The organism is Litoribrevibacter albus, assembly GCF_030159995.1.
In the GTDB taxonomy this organism is placed as follows: Bacteria; Pseudomonadota; Gammaproteobacteria; order Pseudomonadales; family Litoribrevibacteraceae; genus Litoribrevibacter; species Litoribrevibacter albus.
Window position 1 is genome coordinate 341,919 of record NZ_BSNM01000011.1, and the last position, 20,188, is coordinate 362,106.

The following is a 20,188-nucleotide window of genomic DNA, read 5'->3' on the forward strand; positions in this document are numbered from 1 at the left end:
AGCCCTTATCCATCAATGGACAAGGGCTTTTCACTATCCAACAATGTAAATGATTAGCGCTGTCTGCTTTTACGGCGAGTTATCACAACAAACACTGCAATAACGGTCAACATCACAGGTATCAGTAGGATATTGATCAGTTTCAATTGCGCACCGAGGGCTTCAATATCCTGATCCAGATTCAAGCGAACTTCTCTTAGTCGCTTACGGATATCCAGTTTCTCCTGAATAAAGTTTTCCAACGTTAGCTGTTGCTCTGGAGTTAGCTGAGTATCACCTTCCGCTCCCGCTGGTTGAAGTTCATTCAGTTTCTGCTCGGTTTCCTGCAATTGCAGTTCAAGCTGTTCTTCCTGAGTTCGGAACTTTTCTTCAGCATCCCGTTTCAGCGCGTCAACCACTTCAAAAGGACGTGTATAACGGCCACGGCTGCGAATATCAATCAAGTCTTCGCTACCCGCCAGATTATCAAGGGAGTTAATAACAAAACCTGCGTTATCGGCCCAAGGCGTCGGGATTCTTTGACCAAAGAAATTCTGAACCTGAACCCATAAACGATCAGAAAGGATGTCTGTATCACCAACCAGAATCACATTAATTGAGTTACTTTCCTTCACTTCCGGCATGATGGTTTCAGTTTTAGGCTCAACGCTTTCTTCTGTTTGAGCTTCATCCGTTGAACTCACTACTTCAATGCCCTCAGGGAATGCCGTCATTGCAGGCCCAGTCACTCTCGCTGCCAAAACAAATGCCTGATTAGCAGGTTCAAATTCACTATACAGCTCTGTCGGGTCAGTTAACGTTGCTAATTTATTGGCATCCATCAACATCGCTTGAATCGAAGACTTCAACAAAGGCGTAAAGGTAGTCGTTGCGTCTTCCAATTGAGACAAGGCCAATGCCGAAGAGAACGTGACACTCTCTAAGTCAGAGGTGGTAATATCATCCTTAGCAATAACATCAGATTGACCATCATTAACCAGATTCAATAGAGCCAAATGTCTTACCGGACGCTGCGATTGAGACAAATTCACAGCCATTGAATACTGAGCATCAGCCACAAATTGGCCACTGCTCGGCTGAACACCCCAGCTTTCAAACAACAGTTTAAAGTCAGACCCGTCGGTTGAATCCATTGGCGAAAGAGGCTGTTCCTGCTCCGCTTTAGGATCAACAAACACCATCAACTTGCCACCTTTCAACACGTATTGATCAATGGCTAACAGGGTTTGGTCGCTCAACTCTTTAGGGTGCACCAAAATTAAAACATCCACATCCTCAGGAATTACCGAGACAGAATCTTCCAACTCCTTCAATGAGAAAAGCTGTTTAATTTGCTCAAAGACCATCCACGGCTCTTTCTGTTGACGAGTCATGAAGTCAAACCCACCATTCACATCCAATGTAGACAAAAGACCAATCACTGGAAGTTCAGGATGTGCAGCCGTATAAATCAGCTTACTCATGTCATATTCAAGGTATTCTTCTTGATCCAACTGAATAAATGGAATCACTTGAGTATTTTTAAGTTCTTTCACCCCATCCGATGAGGTCGAATCCAAAGCTGCAACCAACCCAAAATACAAGCTTGCGCCGCCCGCATTCAATGGAACACCTTGTAATCCATACGTCGTTGCCTCGTCTTCCTGCTCAGAAAACGCAATAGGATCAATCACCTCAAGTGACAACTTACCATCCGAGTAAGCAACGTACTCTTCCAAAAGCTCCTGAACCCGTTTCGCATAATCACGAATAGCCGGCAGGCCCTCGGTTTCTTTACGAGAAAAATAGAGTTTAAGAGTTACTGGCTGATCAAGCTTGGAAACAATGTTTTTTGTGCCATCAGAGATGGTGTACAAATGATTTTCGGTTAAATCTACGCGCGCACCTGAGAACAACCATTGGATGGCAATCACCAATACCAAAAAGACGGCTGCAAGGGCCACTAACCCGGTACGAGAAAATAATTTACTGTGCATGTCGTCTCTCCCTTACTCTGCTTTCTTCATATCAATCACGATTGCCGTCGCAACTAACCAAACGGAAATCACCAAAGCAAAATAAAGAACATCCCTGATGTCCAAAACGCCTCTGGAAATCGCATTAAAGTGTGTCAGGAAGCTCAATGAAGACACCGCATCAATCAGCCAAGCGGGTGCCCATCCCTGGAAGGCATCCAGTACCATAGGGAAGCCACTTACAATAAACACAAAACAGACGACAACACTCAAAATAAAGGCAATCACCTGATTATTTGTAGTGGCTGATAAACAGCACCCAATCGCAAGGAAGCCCCCCGCCATAAACCAACTGCCTAAATAGCTGGCCAGAATCACACCGTTATCAGGCTGACCTAGATAATTGACCGTTATCCAAATCGGAAAGGTCAGCATCAACGCCACGCCAATGAATAACCAAGAGGCCAGGAACTTACCGACAATCAAATCCCGAGTAGGTATCGGAAGTGTCATAATCAGCTCAATGGTGCCTGTCTTACGCTCTTCGGACCAAAGACGCATCGCCAGTGCGGGCACTAAGAACAAATAAAGCCAAGGATGAAAACTGAAGAACGAAAATAAATCCGCCTGGCCTCGCTCATAGAAGTTTCCTAAATAGAAGGTAAATACCCCGTTCAAAACCAGGAAAATAACCGTAAAAATGAACGCAAGCGGCGTCGCAAGATAACTCGCGATTTCTCGTTTAATAACCACATTCAACATATTACTTCGCCCCTTCCCTTGTCACACTTCGGAAGACGTCATCCAAACGACCTCGCTCCACAAAAATCTCTTCTGCGTGAAGACCTTTCTCATCGAGTGCAGCATTGACTGCATCCAACAGCCCCGATGTTTGCTCAGGAATCAAGGTAATCCAGTCCCCTTCTCTCAACACTTCTTTAACACCATTAATAGAAGCCAACACGTCAGAGTTCACCTCTTCAGCAAATCGAAGAGAAATTGCGTTGTGATACTTAGACATCGCCTGAAGTTCAGCTGGTGTGCCATCAGCCACTTTTGCACCGTTGGCAATAATCATCGCTCGGGAACAAACCGCTGTAACTTCTTCCAAAATATGAGTAGACACAATGACAATCTTGTCTTTAGACAGGTTTTCGATCAGCTCACGAACGTGCTGTTTTTGATTAGGGTCCAGACCATCGGTCGGCTCATCCAGAATCAGAATCTTAGGGTCATGCAAGATGGCCTGCGCCAATCCAACACGACGCTTAAAGCCTTTGGATAAATTTTCAATCGGCTGATTACGGACGGAACCCAGTTCCACTTCATTAATAACCTTTTCGATGCGAGTCTGTGCTTCACTCCCGGTAAAACCACGGACTTCGGCAATGAATTTCAAAAAGGCCTCAACGGTCATTTCACCATAACTGGGCGCACCTTCAGGTAGATACCCAATGAGCTTCTGTGCGGCCAATGTATCCTTCGAGATATCATGACCATCGACCTCGACTGTTCCAGCCGTTGGCGCCAGAAAGCCTGTAATCATCTTCATCGTAGTGGATTTACCGGCCCCATTCGGACCAAGAAACCCAAGAACTTCACCCGGTTTTACATCAAAAGAAAGATTATTAACCGCGGTGAATGAGCCAAATGTTTTCGTCAACTGTTTGACCGTTATCATTGACCTCTCCGTGACTTCGTTATTATTTCTATCTGTTGTTTCTAGGAGACCTCTAAACCTGAGCAAATATGCTCAGACGTGCCCTAGTACTTATTTCATTCCGTGCTAGCCCGTGAGTGAACTAAACTGATCATCAAAACAGGTTAGCATGGCACTCCATCATTGGCCTTAAGTGCGCAATATCATTGGGCTTATTTGATTATTTTTCAAGATAAACCCTTGAATTATGCACAATTCCTCACGTCTTCTTTTTCCACGCGCCCAGCGACAGGATAGACGGGTGGGATAAAGCACAAGACTATCAGCTATTACTGACCATTTTATTAAAAGATGGTTTCGAGGATTGGGATTCAACAACATTCAAGGTAAACTTGCCCGATTATCGCCTTATCATGGACTGGGGTATAAAACCGAATCATGAAAAACTTCAACCTTGCCGAACTGATTTTCCGTTTCTTTAGAACCATTCTGGCAAAATGGATGAAAACCACCGTTCAGGGTGGAAGCCCGAAGGAGCTTGGGCTAGACCCAAATCAACCTGTTCTTTACGCCATTCGAGGGCCGTCCCTAAGCGCCCAATTGGTCATTGATCAGGAATGTAACACCCGGGGATTACCTTCCATCCGGGCACCGTTACCCGAGCCCTTTAATGAAAAACGAAGCTACATCACACTGAATAAGCGTCAGGGCAGCATTTTCAGCAAACGTTGGGTTCCTGTAACCTCAGATCGGTTACTGCACAGTATCGAAACCCTACAAAAGAATGCAGAGTTTGATGTTCAGGTCGTACCTGTGACCGTGATTTGGGGACGTAACCCCGACAAAGAGAAATCACTGTTCCGTTCACTGTTCTCTGACAACTGGTCATCAGCTGGTAAGATTCAACAATTCTTCACTGTCTTGATTCATGGCCGCGACACCTTGGTTCAGTTCAGTAAACCGATCTCGTTGCGTTCTATTATGAAGCCCGAAGAGCCAGCTGAACGTACTGCCAAGAAAATTCAGCGCATCCTTCGTGTTCACCAACGTCGTTCACGCGAAGCCATTGTCGGGCCTGACTTGTCGCACCGTCGTACCCTGATGCGATCTCTACTGCACAGTAATGTCATGCGCCAGGCGATTCAAAAAGAAGCGGAAGAGCATGGTATTAGCATTGAAAAGGCAGAAAAACGCGCACTGAAATACGCAGATGAACTGGCCTCAAACATGTCTTACTCGACTATTCGCTTCCTTGAAGTGATATTAGGTTGGGTATGGAATAAGATTTACGATGGCATCGAGATCAACCATTTAGAGAATCTTGAAAAAGTCGCACGTGCCAATTCCATTGTTTACGTGCCATGTCACCGAAGCCACGTCGACTATCTGCTACTTTCCTACATTTTGTATCAGAACGGTTATCAACCACCGCACATTGCCGCTGGTATCAACCTGAATATTCCAGTGATTGGAAGCATCCTTCGTCGTGGTGGGGCCTTCTTTATGCGCCGCTCCTTCAAAGGCAACCCGTTGTATTCCAGTCTTTTCAATGAATACATGCACACCATGTTTACCCGTGGTTTCTCGGTTGAATACTTTGTCGAAGGCGGTCGCAGTCGTACGGGTCGTCAATTGACACCAAAAGCCGGCATGCTGGCAATGACTGTTCGCAGCTTCCTTCGTGATTCCAAGAAACCTATTAAGTTCATGCCTATTTATGTGGGCTACGAAAAGATCCTTGAAGGGAATACCTACCTAGGCGAACTTCGTGGTGCAAATAAAGAGAAAGAGTCCGTTGGTGGTTTATTCAAAGCGCTAAAACACTTACGTAATTCTTTCGGTAAGGTTCGTATGAACTTTGGTCATGCCATTGACCTTAAAACCGAATTAGACAACTTCCGTCCAGGCTGGCGTGATGAAGACTATGGTGATGACTATCGCCCGGATTGGTTAAACGCCTTTGTTGATCAGTTATCCACACAAGTGGCTACCAGCATCAACAGTAGTGTCTCGGTCAACCCAATCAACATGATCGGTGCGGTTCTCTTAGCTACGCCGAAACAAGCACTCAGTGAGCATGTCTTGGTTGATCAATTAAATCGTCTGAAGAAGCTATTGTCGTTGGCGCCCTACAGCGAACAGATCACCCTGCCAGAAGGCTCCGGAGAAGATTGGATCAAATACGCCGAAGGCATGAAAGTGATCGATCGTAAAAAGCACAGTTTGGGGGACATCATTTTAATGGATGAAACCCAGGCCGTATTGCTGACCTACTATAGAAATAACATCCTGCACTTGTTAGCAGTGCCATCTCTGATTTGTTTACTGAGCTCAAACAATCGCAGCCTGGAACGCGGCTATGTAGTTCGTATTTCCAAATGGATTTATCCATACCTGCAAAACGAGTTGTTCCTGCATTGGAGTGAAGATGAAATCGAGGACAACATCAATCAGTGGATTGATGCTTTGGTTGATGAAGGCTTGATTCATGTCGATGGCAACTGTCTGATGAGTCCTGAACCAGGCGGGTCTGATTTCGTGACACTGCAATTGATGGGTCAACCTATCATGGCAACATTGGAACGCTACTACATTGCCATTGAGTTGTTGCGTATACGCGGGCAAGAAGCGTTAACAGCGGAAGAACTGCAACAACAATCCACCGCTATGGCTGAGCGTCTGTCTATTCTGCACGGACTGAATGCACCTGAGTTCTTCGACAAAGCATTATTCAGAGACTTGGTGTCTATCCTGTTGGATCGCGGTGTGATTACTAAATCCGAAGACGACAAGCTCACTTTCGATCAACAAATCGAAACCATTGCTGAAGACGCAAGATTGATCCTGAATTCGCAAGTGAGACACAGTATTCTTCAAATCACGCGAGATCAGGGAAGTGAAGAGTCTCAAACCGAAGAAAATACTAGCACAGAGAGTGAAACCAACGAGACTGTGCAGAAATCTGATTAATCGAATTTCTATTCAAACAGACTTGGTTTGACTCAAAAAAAGCCCTGACTTGAAACACTAAGAGAGTCAGGGCTTTTTTATGATTGATGATTACTGCATTAGCAGCTTAAAGAAGTTTTTTGGATAGCTTGGCTTGAACGATACGGGAGACATCATTCTCACTCAAATAAGAAACCATCCCCAAACGAATTAAAGTCTGACGATAATATAAAATTGCCTGATCTTCCGTCATTGCAACTAACGGGGCAGAGGCTACGGCTACATCTAACTTCTCCACCAGCAAATGCGCTAAATGCTCTATGTATTGAGTTAAACCATCCGCCTGGTGATATAACGCCATCGCATTTACCGCCAAAGACTCGGTTCTTGGAAAATGCGACACCATCAGATTCCAGGCATCACCACCAGATTCCTGATCCCCGGCTTTACGAAAGTCAGACCGAAACAACACAGCAGGAATATCCAATTGCTTCGCCAGCATAAACTCCGCTACGGTACCAGAATCCAGCTCGGAGCCATCAAACTGAGCAATGATCAAATCGCTGTTTATAACTGCTGCGTAATCGGCATTACGAATGTCTTTAGCCCGATCAGAAGGCATTTCAATGTCCTGAGGTAAAAGCACCTGAAAACGCCCTTGAGAAACATCTTCAATCGCTTTTCCTAGCAGCTGATTCCCCGCTAAGGCTTTGTAGCTAAACAGTTCACCCGCCAGATACACTTGATAACGCGCTTCTGACATGCTCTACAGACCACCCAAAATGTTATCCAACAGCCCTTCTGTTCCTGCAATGTCATCGGAGAGAGACAGATAATCCGACTTCGAACCTTCCATATCTTTTAACTCTTCCTGCAACATGGCATCCAAGCGTCCTGTCAGCTCTGTTTTGTAGCTGGCAATCTGACCTTCCAAGGCTTTATTGACAACGTTGCTCAAGACCTTATCCAGATTTGAGGTGATATCCACGCCTGGCTCATCGATAGACCCTGATAGTACCGCCGTCGCGTCTACCTTATTAACAGTGGCTAATGCCTCTTTGGCGCTTGGGTATTTGTCAAAAAGAGAACCTGAGCCAGTCAAACCTACCTGTGTCATATCCATCGACACATCACCAGACAGAGCATCCTCGACCAGCTTAATCTTGGCGGTAACATCCGCTAAGCCTTGATCAAGATTAAAGTCACCAGACAATGGCATGTCCTTCACCTGATAACCGGTGATTTGAGTATCAAGACTGATCTTTTGAGCTGTGCGAGTATCAACAATTACACCTAACTTGGCAGATTTCACCTGGTCATTAATCAAATCCAGCGCCACCGCCGTTGGTTTCCCGGTAAGCGTTTGCTGATCAGTAAGATGAGTTGCCTCGCCCTGGAAAGCGAAAGGAATGCCCAATCCGTTAAAATCACCACTGAGTTGAGCCAGTTTAAACCACACCAAAGGCAACTTCTGCTCTTCCTCAAACGCTACAAAGATCCCCTGACCACGCTCAGGTTGAAGATCCTCTGGCGTTGTATCACTCGCTTTACCTTCACTTGAAGTGAACGACTTAAGCTGTTGGAGATATCCTTTCAATTCAGGCCCAAACAACATTTCCGCGACCTGTTGTGTCCCCCCCTCGATTCCTACTTTCGCAAGAATCTGATCAGCCTCTTGTTGTGGTGATTTCTTTAATTCCTCAACACGACGTTTTACTTCAGCAACCGAGGCGTTAAAGTCTTTCTTCAATCGTTTGATTTCTTTTAAGTCTTTATCAATATCTTTCTTGAGCTGCTTCGCCTTAGACACAGCTTCCAGCTTGCCCATAAAGCCTTTCGCTTTCTTGATTTCTTTCAAGCGAGCTTTGTAATCTTCAAGCTTTTTCTTATCTTTTAACGCTTCAATTCGCTGTTCAAAAGCGTCCTTATTTGTATCGATATATTCTCGTAAGGCTTTGTATCGTTGATAGGTGAGTGAATTCTCTTTAGAAACCAGCTCATCCATGTCAGGTAAATCAACCCCAGGCAGAGACAAGGAGTCAGACGCAGAGCCCACCTTCTCATCTACATTACTCAGCGTTACCATGTCATCCACCGCACCAGAGGATGTGCGTGGCGTATTAAACTGAATGCCAGCCAACGTTGCCTGATCAGAAACAAGATGCCCCGATAACGCCTCCAGCGCATTAATTTGCAGAGCGATCAGATCCACTTCCACTTTGTTTTGCATCGGTTGTGCTTTGTCCGCAACTTCCAAACCTTTCAGAGATAAGGAACTGTCAGACCAACCTATACTCACTGAGTCTAACGTCACTCGTGTTGATAAAGCGCGTGTTCCCGCCTGTTCAATCACAAGTTTCAAAAGAGGCTCCAACAAGAAAAACGCCAAGACCACAAAAACCGCCGCAACCCCAAGACCTGACCAACGAATCATTCCTTTCATGTTCTACTCCTTACTCGCCCGCCAGAGATTGATATACGCGATAAAACTTACTGCCTTTTAAGAACTGGGTTACTTTCCACTTCTCAATAAAAGCCTGAATCCTGGTACGGTAAGATTTCACAATCCATAAGCTCAGCAGATAAACCGGCACCCACAACACCAGAATAGAAACCAAAGCGCCCATCACTAAAGAATTATTAAATGCCGTTAATTTCCAGAAACTCGACTGAATCAACCCCGTCCACAACGAATGCAAGCTGTCTGAAGTTAAAAGAAGATAACCAAGTTGATGAAGCACCGGGTCGAAGACATAGGCAATCCCTTCAAACAATCCCCAAACCAGGAAGAACAACGTCAGGTTCGCTTTCAGCACACAAATCAAAACAACGATGATCAACAAAAAAGCCGAAAAACCGGGCATTAGCCCGACTGCCAAACCAAAGCACACGGCCAACGCCAGATGATTCGGATTTTGATCCGAATTCAATAGCTTCAATAACTTCGCAAAGATAGTAAGCATATTCTCTCCCTCGAAAGTCCAACCTAATCACCACAAGCAAACCTTGATAAGTGTAGGCGATAGATCCTTCTTTTAGTTTAAATCGATCAGAAACCTGTAACGCATATAAGCACAGAGTATCTTATTGAAATCGTTCACGAAAACAATTTCCAAACAGCCAATGCCATGAAATAACGAGTCAGCATAAATCTTTACACTGGAATTTTTAATTAAATTCTGAAATCATGCGTCAATCGTTTTTCAAACAACCGTTTGATTCATTCACCATCGAGCTAGGTACCACAACGTATTCTCGATCTTGAATCAAACCGAACATTGGGAATCCTTGCTATGGCAACTTCAGAAATGTCACGAGTCAATTTCGACGTTAAAGATAACATCGCCTATGTATCTTTAAATCGACCAGAAAAACACAATGGGCTTGATCTCCCGATGTTCAAACAGCTCATCGATACGGCTAAAAAAATCACTCGTGATAAGAGCATTCGTGCTGTCATCCTAACCGGTGAAGGCGACTCTTTCTGTGCAGGTTTGGATTTTAAAGCGGTCAGCAAAAAACCAAGCATGATTCCACAACTGTTCCTGAAATTCCCTTGGGCACAGTGGAATGATTTCCAAAAAGTAGCACTGATCTGGCGTAACATTCCTGTTCCCGTGATCACGGCCATCAAAGGCAACTGCTTCGGTGGCGGCTTACAGATTGCGCTCGGCAGCGATTACCGTATTGCCCGCCCGGATACGAGCTTGTCTGTCATGGAAATCAAATGGGGATTGATTCCAGACATGAGTGGCACAGTGACCCTGACGACGCTTACTCGATATGACATCGCGCAAGAGTTGACCATGACAGGTCGTAAGTTCTCAGGCAAAGAAGCCTATGAATACGGATTAGTCAGTAAGCTAAGCGAAAATCCAATGGAAGATGCAATTCAACTGGCGAAGACCATTGCAGAAAAATCACCGGACGCTATCTCGGCAACCAAGTTCTTATTCCGCAAAACCTGGAAAGCCAACCCGGTTACCGCCCTGCTATGGGAGCGCTGGACTCAAATGCGCTTACTCGGTCGCAAGAATCAACGCATTGCATTAAAGAATGGACTATCCGGCAAAAACGACCCGTTCGTGGATCGTTCATCCTTCTAATTCAAGCGCTTAGCCTTAAACTCCTGCTCTCGGAGGAGGAGTTTTTAAATGAACCGGAATCCTCAACGTCCGGTTCTTTAACAATTCACTACACTTTTCTCTAAAGCGTTACGAGCGATTTCGCCAATACCGACTATACTCAGCTCTTTCAGTTTATTGTCCGAGTGGTCAGAGGTGGTCATGCTTTCCGGAAAGTCCCCAGAAATTCTCTTCACAAATCTTTGGAATCAATACGTCAATCTAAACCCTGCGGTAGCTAAAATACACGCCTTGTTCTCTGAGCGGGAACCTGAAGTGATCAACGATCACATCGCGTTACGAACCTTTCAGCACCCCAAAGTCGGGCTGGATAAAGTAGCTAAAGCATTTGAAGATGCCGGTTATCAACGATGTGGTCAGTACACCTTCGTTGAGAAGAAATTAAATGCGATTCATTTGGCACATAAAGACGATCCAAGCCAACCGAAAGTCTTTATCAGTGAGCTGAAACTCAGCGAGTGTTCCGATGAGCTGAATGCTATTGTTGAGCAGGAAATTATTACCAAAATTGACGATGCATTGCCGGACAGTGACAGTTTTTATTGCTCAGGTCGAACCTGGGGCGATATCAGTTTTGAAACCTACGAAGCACTCCGTCAGGAATCAGAATATGCAGCCTGGATGTACGTTTATGGCTACATGGCTAATCACTTCACGGTGAAAGTAAATACGCTGACCAGCTTTGACTCTCTTCAAGATGTAAATGCATTTCTTGAACAACAAGGTTTCCAGCTAAATGACGTGGGCGGAACAATCAAAGGAACGCCAGAGTTGTATCTTGAACAATCATCGACCTTGGCCGAAAAACGCCCGGTGGAGTTTGTGGAAGGAACCAAGGAAATTCCAAGTTGCTTTTACGAGTTCGCTCGTCGCTACCCAATGGAGAATGGCGAAGAGTTTGCCGGCTTCATTGAAGGCAACGCCGATAAGATCTTTGAAAGCACGAATATGAAATAAAGTAACGTAGAATTCGTCTGTTTAAAACCAAAAAGGGAGCGATTAAACGCTCCCTTTTTAATGAATCGATCTAACGATTAATCAACCAAATCACTAATCAATTAAACCGTATTCGTCTTTTAATACCTGAATAATTTCTGCTTTAGGATTGTCAGACACATTCAATGGTCCACCAATCACTTTCTCTGCAATCCCAACATAGGTTTCAGATACTTTCATCAACACATCCAATGGCAGCTCATTATCTTCCGCAAGCGCTTTTCGCTCATCCATACGGTCTTTATTCAACAATATGTCTGGGTCTGGGAAGTGACTTAATAGCAGCTGACGGAAGCTTTCTTTCGAGTTTTCCACCACCTTGCCTTCACGGAATTGTGGGCCATCCCAGATACGCGAAGAATCCGGCGTCCCTACTTCATCCATGTAGATCAGTTTTTCGTGTCCGGTCGCATCTGTGACATAACCAAATTCAAACTTGGTATCGACAAAGATTTGATCCAACTCGGCCAACGCATTGCTGATCACACCAAAGCCTTCTTTCAGAAGCTTTTCATAAAGATCAATGTCATCCGCCTTGGTGAAGTTAAAGGCTTCAAAGTTGTTCGCAATATCGTCACGGGTGATGTTCACATCATCCACTTCAGGCACGCCAGGAATGCCTTTAAGAATGCCTTTGGTGGAAGGCGTGATCAAAATTTCATCCAGCTTTTGATCTTTCTGCAAACCGTCAGGCAACTGAATACCACAGAACTCACGTTCGCCTTTTTCATACGCTCGCCACATAGAACCGGTGATGTACTGACGGCAAATTGCCTCAATCATTACAGGGCGCGCTTTCTGAACAATCCACACCAAAGGATGTGGAATGTCCAAAATATGGCTATCCGCCAAACCTTGTTCCTTGAACAACTTAAACCAATGATTCGAGACCGCATTCAACGCCGCGCCTTTGCCAGGAACGCCCTTCATACCGCCTTCACCTGTCCAAATGCAGTCAAACGCAGAAATACGATCACTGATCACCATGATGGCTAATGGTGCATCTTCCGCCACATCATAGCCTTTCTCTTTGATCAGGCGTTTGCTGTCGGCTTCCGTTAGCCAATACACAGAACGAACCTTGCCACTATGAACAGGCTTATCAGTGCGAATCGGTAAATCATCGTTAACGGCTAAAACTTTATCAGCAAGGCTCATGAAGGTTTCCTATAAATAGATTAAGCTGAAACTGGCTTAGTGATATCAATAGAGTTAGCAATAGAGGCCCTGAAAAGGCTAAACTCTCGCGCTCCTGAAAAACGCGAATCATAGCAGACTTTATTCTCTAGCGACACGAATTCAAATGACTCAAACACCCCATAAACACACCGCAATCAATGCCTTTGAAAAGTTAAGAGCGACACGCCTGAAAAGCAGCACCAAACCCTTCCAGGCAAGAGGCGCTTCTGTCATTCGTTGCCAAAGCTGTCAGTTAAGCCAGGCGGCGTGTTTGTGTTCCTGGCGACATGCAATGGCGTCGGAAGTTGATATCGTCTTGCTGATGCACGATCAGGAAATCCTCAAACCAACCAATACCGGCCGTTTAATCGCAGACTGTTTTCCACAAAATTGCCATGCCTTTCTCTGGGCCAGAACAGAACCAGACCAGGAAATGTTAGCCCTGTTAAACGATCCTCAGCGCCAATGCTTTATCCTGTTTCCAGGGGAGTTCCGTTCTGAGCGAGAGTTGTATTCTTCCCCATCAAAAGACACACTCGACGATCTATGTAAAGGAAGAACACCGACAGTGATTCTCTTGGACGGCACTTGGAAGCAAGCCCGAAAGATGTATTTAAGTAAGTGGTTACATACCCTCCCCACCCTTTCTTTAGAGCCTTCAACACTGGCAACGTATAAATTGCGTACCGCACCTAAAGAACATCAACTATCCACAGCGGAAGCGGGAATCATGGTCTTAAATGCGTTTGAGCAAACCAGACAAGCCAACCTACTGGCTCGCTATTTTGACTTGTTTAACCACCACTATCAGGCGGTGAGGGAGACAAGAGCGCCGGAAATGAACCATTTCCATCAAGCGATGGAGTCAATTACCTAGCTCACGCCATTATGCACCCTATCATTTATTATGCGACCCATCACACAGCGGTGGGTTGTTGGTAGATTTGCATCCGCAAAAGAAAACCAGCGTGGTTTCATCCGCTTCGTATTTCACAGGGACAAATTCGGTGCCTTTATGCGAGCCATCGCAGAAAGGTTGAGTTTGACTGCGGCCACAGGCACACCAGAAATAACGTTTACCTGCTTCGACTTCCACCCCAAAAGGTACGTCTGATGCTCTGACTGGTTCACTCATATTCTCCCCCTCCATAAAGAAAGCCTGTCATTAACCATAGCTCAGGTACTCATAAATACGAACCAGTGCTAAACTTGCCTTCATTTAAAAGAATCCACAGAACAACACGTTATAAGATAAGACCAGAAGGACAGACCATGCCTCAGGGACACGTTCAGAAAGCCATTAAGAATTTCAGTCAATTTCAAAAGTCCGCAACCAAAGGGGACGTTTACCAAAATGTGGTAAATCATCCTTGGGCACAACCTCTGGTGAAGGCTCTCAATCTACCCGTTCCGGTTAAACTGCGTCGTCAACAGCAAGCCAGCGAAGAGTTTCTTCGAGGAAAAGCATTATTTGGAGCAGCCAGCACAGGTAACAAAACAGAGAGTGACGTATCGAAAGCCATATTGAGTGTGCTTGCAAAAAGCTCTGCAAAACTGTTCTTCGTGAATGGTGACAAACAGCAACAAGATTTGATGAATGCCAGCAAGAGCTACCCTCTGCGCGCACTTTCAGAAACCACTCAAAAGCATTCGGCATTGGTATACGATGCCACCAGCATTGAAACACCTGAACAGCTTTCAGCTTTATACGACTTCTATCACAATGCCATTACTCGCATCGCAGAGCATGCCCGTATCGTCGTAATTGGATTACCTCCTGAGAACTGTAAAACACCGGCACAAGCTTCCGTGATGCGCTCTCTGGAAGGCTTCATTCGCAGTTGTGCCAAAGAAATTGGTGGAAAAGCCGCCACAGCTAACCTTCTGTTAATTGAACCAGAAGCAGAAGCCTTGCTTGAATCGCCTTTGCGATACCTTCTTTCTGCTCGCGGCGCATTTGTTACCGGCCAAACACTGACCATCACCAAAGTCAGTCCAACAAAAGACAGCATCAACTGGCGTCAACCATTGCAGGATAAAACAGCCCTCATTACCGGCGCATCTCGTGGTATCGGTAAAGCCATTGCGGAAACGTTGGCCCGTGACGGTGCCAAGGTTATTCTGTTAGACATCGAGCCATGCAAAGACGACCTCGAAGCCTTGGCTCGACGCCTTGGTGGACATGCAGTAATCGCAGACGTGAGCGATAAAAAAGCACTAAATAAACTGATTAAAGACGTTCAGAAAGGCGCTAAAACGATCGATATCCTGGTAAACAATGCAGGGATTACTCGCGATAAAACCTTGGCCAGAATGGATGATAAACGTTGGAACAGCGTTATCGACATTAACCTGTCCGCCGTTCAACGCATCACCGAAGCATTGGTCGACAACAAGGTTCTGAATGTGGGTGGCCGAGTGGTTTGTATTTCCTCCATCAACGGCATTGCCGGCTGCTTTGGTCAAACCAACTATTCAACGTCGAAGGCAGGTGTGATTGGTTATGTTGAAGCTATGGACAAAGTCTTGGCACGTCGTCGCATTACCATCAATGCTATTGCGCCAGGCTTTATTGAAACGCAAATGACCCAGGCGATTCCTTTCCTTAGCCGTGAAATTGGCCGTCGAATCAATTCACTCTCTCAAGGTGGACAACCAGAGGATGTGGCCGAAGCAGTAGCCATGTTTGCAAACCCTGCATCATCAGGCTTACGTGCAAATACACTGCGGGTGTGTGGACAGAATTTGGTCGGAGCATAAACACTGCAAGTTCATCAAAAAATGATGAGGCAGAAAGAAGTAGGGGTCGCCTTGGCGACCCCACGTGAGCCTTTGTAAAGGCTCGTTCCAAGCGGCTCATCAAGAAGAGCCTGGTCTTAAAATACCTTTGTAATACATCTCATATCTAACTTGGCACCTCCTCGGTTATGAGGTTAATGTATCGACTTTCGGTCGGAATACAGTCCCTCCCAGAACAATAAAATTGTATCCAAAAGGTCATCAGCCGCGTTAATAAAGTGTTCTTCATTGACGACATGATTGAAATAAAAGTGCTCTAGTTTTTTCATTCGAGCCGCTTTGTAAGAATCATGGTGCTGTCCGTTCCAGGTAAACACCGCGACAGGGAAATCAGAAATCCCCTTCATGTGCTTATAACGAATCAACCCTGCAAGGATATGGTCCCAGAACCCTTGTTCCATCCAGAATTCCATTGCAAACGCCGATGCGTAGGAAATTTCAGGATCAGGATGGCTGTAAAACTTCACTAACTCACGACAGACAAAATCTGTACTGTCTGTGGATAACTCTTTTTGACCTAAAAGCTCAAACGGCATCCCTAAGTGTTCGGCGACTTTTGCAATCAAGCTGTAATGTGGCGTCATATAACGCAGTAAACCACCTTCAATCTGATGCTGTTTCAGATCTGAATAGTTGCTATCGCCATGCAGATTCAAACTCAACTGGCCAAAAAGGTCGCGCTCTCCACCCTGAGACAAGCTTTCAGAAATCATGTCACGGATAGCCGCTTGCTGAGCCGTATCGATTGATTGCATTTGACTGAACTGAGCGTGCGCCAAACTCTCCGCAAAAATAGCGAATTGAATGAGGAAATGCTGAACATCGTAATCAGTCAAATCGGATTCACTGAACCAATTAATAAAATGATTCTCCGTAAATACCGGATGTTGAGCTAACTCTTGAGTGATACGGCTTTTAAATCTAAGAAAACTTTTTAATTCTACCGGGCTGTATTTTCCGTCCAAATAGGACATCAAAGTGCTGTCACTCAGGCTTTCCAAACCATTTAAGTCAAATTGTTGTATTGCTAAAATTGGTGACTTCATTAAGACCTCGACTGACTCATGACTGCTTGTGCGAAGAACAGGCTAAGAATGCCGCACTACGAGCAACCGATTGTTTTTGTTAGAGCTTATATCTCCGTCTTCCTGTATTTCAGAGTAGATGCCCTTTGAAGGAGCCGCAAATTTGCAAAAACAAAAACAGACAAACGGGTTCACATTTTACACACAAAGTTTCTCATTTCAGTGAATAATCGCTAATGCTTTGAATCACTCTGCCGAACGACTAAAATCGTTCATTCAACCCCGAGCCAACTAGCACTTTTATCTGATGCCAATATATCGCACACCTGCACAGTCCCTCATTCATGAATACGAAGAGAAGAAAAGTCGATTCGTGACCTACCTCGCCCGAATCAACAATGAACAGGATTTCAAAACCTGGTTGTCAGAGATACAAGCAGAGCATCCCAAAGCCAGTCATCATTGCTGGGCTTACATTCTCAGGATGCCAAAGGACGCACACGGTTGGAACCAAAGTGACGATGGAGAGCCTAAAGGTACAGCAGGAAGGCCAATGCTCAATGTCTTAACTCATGCGGACGTTGGGGAATGCGCGGTAGTGATTGCCCGTTACTTTGGCGGTATCAAATTAGGTGCAGGCGGCTTAGTCAGAGCCTATTCAACGGCCACTAAACAAGCTTTGGATCAGGCCGAGTGGCTGCCACTGGAACATAAGACACAAGTAAATCTCATCAGTAATTATCAAGAGATCAACCAAGTTCAGCGCTGGCTGGAACAACATCAGATCCAACCAGACGCACACAACTTCGGTGAGCACGCCGAATTATTACTTTCAATTAATGAATCCTTATTTGACGAATTCACGAGTTTCGTTGAGGATTTAAGAAACACCCATATAAAAAATACTTAGCCAGACTTAAACTTCACAAGAATAATGGCCTCTTCAAGAACACCTGAAGGTCATAACACACTGACACGGTCTACTTGGTATTACCACTTTAGGCATTTGATGTAAGGATCACACATGGAAAGACACCCTAAACGCCTTAAGCCAAGCGAATTAAGCGCCGCCACAAAGACTCTTGAAGCCTCATTCAGCGCGACCAGTGAAGTAGAACCTTTTGACGGTATTCTTGGGCAAGAACGCGCGGTCAACGCCATCGAATTCGGCGTAGCTATGGATCGACCTGGCTACAACATTTACCTGATGGGCGAAAATGGTACAGGTCGTTCTTCTTACGTTCAGGACTATTTATCCAACATCGCCACCGATCAGGACGCACCAAGCGACTGGGTCTACGTTAACCATTTCGAAAACCCGAAAGAGCCAATGGCGATTGAACTGCCAGCCGGATTGGCCAATAACTTCAAGCATGATCTTGAACGTTTTGTTGATAACCTGATGAGCACCTTTCCTTCCGTGTTCGAACACCCGACCTATCAACATAACAAGAATCAAATCGACAGAGCCTTCAACCAGCTATACGACAAAGCCCTGGATAACGTAGAGCGTGAAGCCTTACGTGCCAATATTGCAGTGTTCAAAGAAGCAGGCACCATTACCTTTACGCCCATTCGTGAAGGCAAAGCGCTGGATGAAACTGAGTTCGCTCAACTCCCTGACGACGATCGGGAAGAAATTCATCAAACCATCAGCTATCTCGAAGACATGCTCAACAATGAGCTTATTAACCTTCCACAATGGCGTAGAGAGAGCAACGAACAGCTAAGAAAACTGAATCAGGCCACTATTGATGAAGCCATTAAACCGTTGCTGAAGCCGTTGAGAAAAGCCTACGGCAAGTACAATGGCGTCAAACTGTTCCTGGATCGCACTCGTGAACACCTGCTGAAGACCGTTATTGATCAGCTAGTGGAAGAACGCATTCTAGAAAAAATGGAAGACGCCCAGAAACGCGCTCTGCTATTGGATCAATACGAGCCGAACATCATGGTCTCCCGCTCCAAAGACAGCGGAGCCCCGGTGATTTACGAAAGTCATCCGAGTTACCGAAACCTGTTTGGCCGGATTGAATACACCACAGATCAAGGCACACTGACTACAAACTATCGTCAAATTGTTCCAGGCGCACTGCATAAAGCCAATGGCGGTTATCTGGTCATAGAAGCCGATAAATTACTGTCCGAACCTTTCGTTTGGGACGCACTGAAGCGCTCCATTAAATCTCGCAAATTAACGATGGAATCGCCATATTCAGATATGGGCCTTCTCAGTCCGGCTACGTTATCGCCTGACAGCTTACCCTTGCACGTAAAGATCATTCTTATTGGGTCTCGTGAAGTCTATTACCTGCTTCAGGATTACGATGAAGAGTTTCGTGAATTATTCAGAGTATTGGTGGACTTTGATGAACGCCTGCCAAGAACCCCAACGGCTCTGACCTTCTTTACTCAGCTGTTGAAAAGCCGTGTGGATGAGAAAAGCTATCGTGACTTATCCCAGGAAGGCGTTGCCCGAATGGTGGAATACAGCTCACGATTGGCAGACAACCAGAGACATTTATCGGCGCGCATCGGAGATATCTTTGAACTCTTGGGTGAAGCAGAGATGGTTCGTAAACTGTCTCGCGATGCTCTCATTGATCGCAAACACATCGATAAGGCCCTGGCCGCCAAGCAGAACCGAACCGGACGAATCGCAGACTTGATTCTGGAAGAGATGTTGGATGGTTCCGTCTTGATCGACACAGAAGGCGAAGCGATTGGTAAAATTAATGGCCTGACCGTCCTTGAAATCGGCGATTCCACTTTTGGTACACCTGCTCGTATTACAGCTGTGGTCTATCCTGGCTCACGAGGCATTGTAGATATCGAACGTGAAGCCAACCTTGGTCAAGCCATTCACTCCAAAGGGGTGATGATCATGAGTGGCTACATGGGCGGCCGATACACCACGGATTTCCCACTCGCCATGTCAGCCAGTCTGGCGATGGAACAAAGCTATGGTCATATTGACGGAGACAGTGCCTCACTGGCCGAGCTGTGCTGCTTGTTGTCATCGCTCACCAAAACACCGATCAAGCAATCAATGGCAATGACCGGCTCGATGAACCAACATGGCGAAGTCCAAGCCATCGGCGGCGTGAATGAAAAAATTGAAGGTTTCTTCCGCCTATGTGAAGCCCGAGGGCTCACTGGTGACCAGGGCGTGATCATTCCTAAGTCAAATGTTCGTAATCTGATGCTGGATCGAAAAATCGTCGCAGCCGTTGAAGAAGGGATATTCCACATCTTTGCGGTTGGCCATGCGGATGAAGCGTTGGAGCTACTTACTGGCGCAGAACCTGGTACAGAAGACGACGATGGCGTCTTCCCGGAAAACACCTTTAACCGAAAAGTGGTTGATCGCTTGAAAGAGTTGGCCGAAATCGAAGAAGGTGAAGAAGAGGACGAGGAGGAAGAGGCTCAGTCCTAAGACATATACAGTTGTAAAATGCTCAGTTGTAAAAAACGTTCAGT

16 protein-coding genes are annotated in these 20,188 nt (G+C 45.6%); 7 read left to right on the top strand and 9 right to left on the bottom strand.

What is annotated here, in order from left to right:
• Nucleotides 1-53: 53 nt before the first annotated feature.
• The 3 genes from QQL66_RS08585 to QQL66_RS08595 are packed head-to-tail and all read right to left on the bottom strand — an operon-like array spanning nucleotide 54 to nucleotide 3,636.
• The gene (locus QQL66_RS08585; RefSeq protein WP_284380726.1) at nucleotides 54-1,976 is read right to left on the bottom strand and encodes a GldG family protein; all 1,923 of its coding nucleotides are present in this window, start codon (nucleotides 1,974-1,976) and stop codon (nucleotides 54-56) included.
• A 12-nt stretch (nucleotides 1,977-1,988) separates the two neighbouring features.
• Complete coding sequence (locus tag QQL66_RS08590) at nucleotides 1,989-2,717, bottom strand: ABC transporter permease (protein WP_284380728.1); 729 nt, start codon at nucleotides 2,715-2,717, stop codon at nucleotides 1,989-1,991.
• A 1-nt stretch (nucleotide 2,718) separates the two neighbouring features.
• Entirely contained in the window at nucleotides 2,719-3,636 is a 918-nt protein-coding gene (locus tag QQL66_RS08595) for an ABC transporter ATP-binding protein (RefSeq protein ID WP_284380729.1), read from the bottom strand.
• Between the two features lie 417 nt (nucleotides 3,637-4,053).
• Here QQL66_RS08595 and plsB point away from each other — a divergent pair, with 417 nt between their 5' ends.
• Nucleotides 4,054-6,585, top strand: coding sequence for a glycerol-3-phosphate 1-O-acyltransferase PlsB (plsB, locus tag QQL66_RS08600; protein ID WP_284380731.1), 2,532 nt, complete (start codon nucleotides 4,054-4,056; stop codon nucleotides 6,583-6,585).
• A gap of 106 nt (nucleotides 6,586-6,691) precedes the next feature.
• On the opposite strand, the gene QQL66_RS08605 is transcribed toward plsB, so the two are convergent.
• The 3 genes from QQL66_RS08605 to QQL66_RS08615 are packed head-to-tail and all read right to left on the bottom strand — an operon-like array spanning nucleotide 6,692 to nucleotide 9,527.
• Complete coding sequence (locus tag QQL66_RS08605) at nucleotides 6,692-7,327, bottom strand: nucleoside 2-deoxyribosyltransferase (RefSeq protein ID WP_284380732.1); 636 nt, start codon at nucleotides 7,325-7,327, stop codon at nucleotides 6,692-6,694.
• 3 nt (nucleotides 7,328-7,330) lie between these two features.
• Complete coding sequence (locus QQL66_RS08610; protein ID WP_284380734.1) at nucleotides 7,331-9,007, bottom strand: TIGR03545 family protein; 1,677 nt, start codon at nucleotides 9,005-9,007, stop codon at nucleotides 7,331-7,333.
• 10 nt (nucleotides 9,008-9,017) lie between these two features.
• Complete coding sequence (locus tag QQL66_RS08615; RefSeq protein ID WP_284380735.1) at nucleotides 9,018-9,527, bottom strand: TIGR03546 family protein; 510 nt, start codon at nucleotides 9,525-9,527, stop codon at nucleotides 9,018-9,020.
• 330 nt (nucleotides 9,528-9,857) lie between these two features.
• Here QQL66_RS08615 and QQL66_RS08620 point away from each other — a divergent pair, with 330 nt between their 5' ends.
• Together QQL66_RS08620 and QQL66_RS08625 are read left to right on the top strand one after the other, a co-directional pair.
• Nucleotides 9,858-10,670: a crotonase/enoyl-CoA hydratase family protein gene (locus QQL66_RS08620; RefSeq protein WP_284380736.1), complete on the top strand. Its 813-nt coding sequence runs from the start codon at nucleotides 9,858-9,860 to the stop codon at nucleotides 10,668-10,670.
• A gap of 180 nt (nucleotides 10,671-10,850) precedes the next feature.
• Complete coding sequence (locus tag QQL66_RS08625; RefSeq protein ID WP_284380737.1) at nucleotides 10,851-11,666, top strand: DUF1338 domain-containing protein; 816 nt, start codon at nucleotides 10,851-10,853, stop codon at nucleotides 11,664-11,666.
• A 93-nt stretch (nucleotides 11,667-11,759) separates the two neighbouring features.
• Here the strand turns inward: QQL66_RS08625 and QQL66_RS08630 are convergent, their stop codons facing one another.
• Nucleotides 11,760-12,863 (bottom strand): phosphoribosylaminoimidazolesuccinocarboxamide synthase, encoded by a 1,104-nt coding sequence (locus tag QQL66_RS08630; RefSeq protein ID WP_284380739.1) that lies wholly within the window; start codon nucleotides 12,861-12,863, stop codon nucleotides 11,760-11,762.
• Nucleotides 12,864-13,008: 145 nt separating this feature from the next.
• On the opposite strand from QQL66_RS08630, the gene QQL66_RS08635 reads away from it, so the two are divergent.
• Nucleotides 13,009-13,761 (top strand): tRNA-uridine aminocarboxypropyltransferase, encoded by a 753-nt coding sequence (locus QQL66_RS08635; protein WP_284380740.1) that lies wholly within the window; start codon nucleotides 13,009-13,011, stop codon nucleotides 13,759-13,761.
• Nucleotides 13,762-13,782: 21 nt separating this feature from the next.
• On the opposite strand, the gene QQL66_RS08640 is transcribed toward QQL66_RS08635, so the two are convergent.
• A complete protein-coding gene (locus QQL66_RS08640) occupies nucleotides 13,783-14,019 on the bottom strand; it encodes a CDGSH iron-sulfur domain-containing protein (protein ID WP_284380743.1) in 237 nt (78 codons plus the stop codon).
• Nucleotides 14,020-14,156: 137 nt separating this feature from the next.
• On the opposite strand from QQL66_RS08640, the gene QQL66_RS08645 reads away from it, so the two are divergent.
• Entirely contained in the window at nucleotides 14,157-15,644 is a 1,488-nt protein-coding gene (locus tag QQL66_RS08645) for a 3-oxoacyl-ACP reductase (RefSeq protein ID WP_284380744.1), read from the top strand.
• Nucleotides 15,645-15,817: 173 nt separating this feature from the next.
• Here QQL66_RS08645 and QQL66_RS08650 read toward each other — a convergent pair whose 3' ends face one another.
• A complete protein-coding gene (locus QQL66_RS08650) occupies nucleotides 15,818-16,729 on the bottom strand; it encodes a hypothetical protein (protein ID WP_284380746.1) in 912 nt (303 codons plus the stop codon).
• Nucleotides 16,730-17,015: 286 nt separating this feature from the next.
• Here QQL66_RS08650 and QQL66_RS08655 point away from each other — a divergent pair, with 286 nt between their 5' ends.
• Both QQL66_RS08655 and QQL66_RS08660 read left to right on the top strand, forming a co-directional pair.
• On the top strand, nucleotides 17,016-17,618 hold the full coding sequence (locus QQL66_RS08655; protein ID WP_284380747.1) for a YigZ family protein: 603 nt from the start codon (nucleotides 17,016-17,018) through the stop codon (nucleotides 17,616-17,618).
• A 114-nt stretch (nucleotides 17,619-17,732) separates the two neighbouring features.
• Nucleotides 17,733-20,144, top strand: coding sequence for a Lon protease family protein (locus tag QQL66_RS08660; RefSeq protein ID WP_284380749.1), 2,412 nt, complete (start codon nucleotides 17,733-17,735; stop codon nucleotides 20,142-20,144).
• Nucleotides 20,145-20,188: the final 44 nt, after the last annotated feature.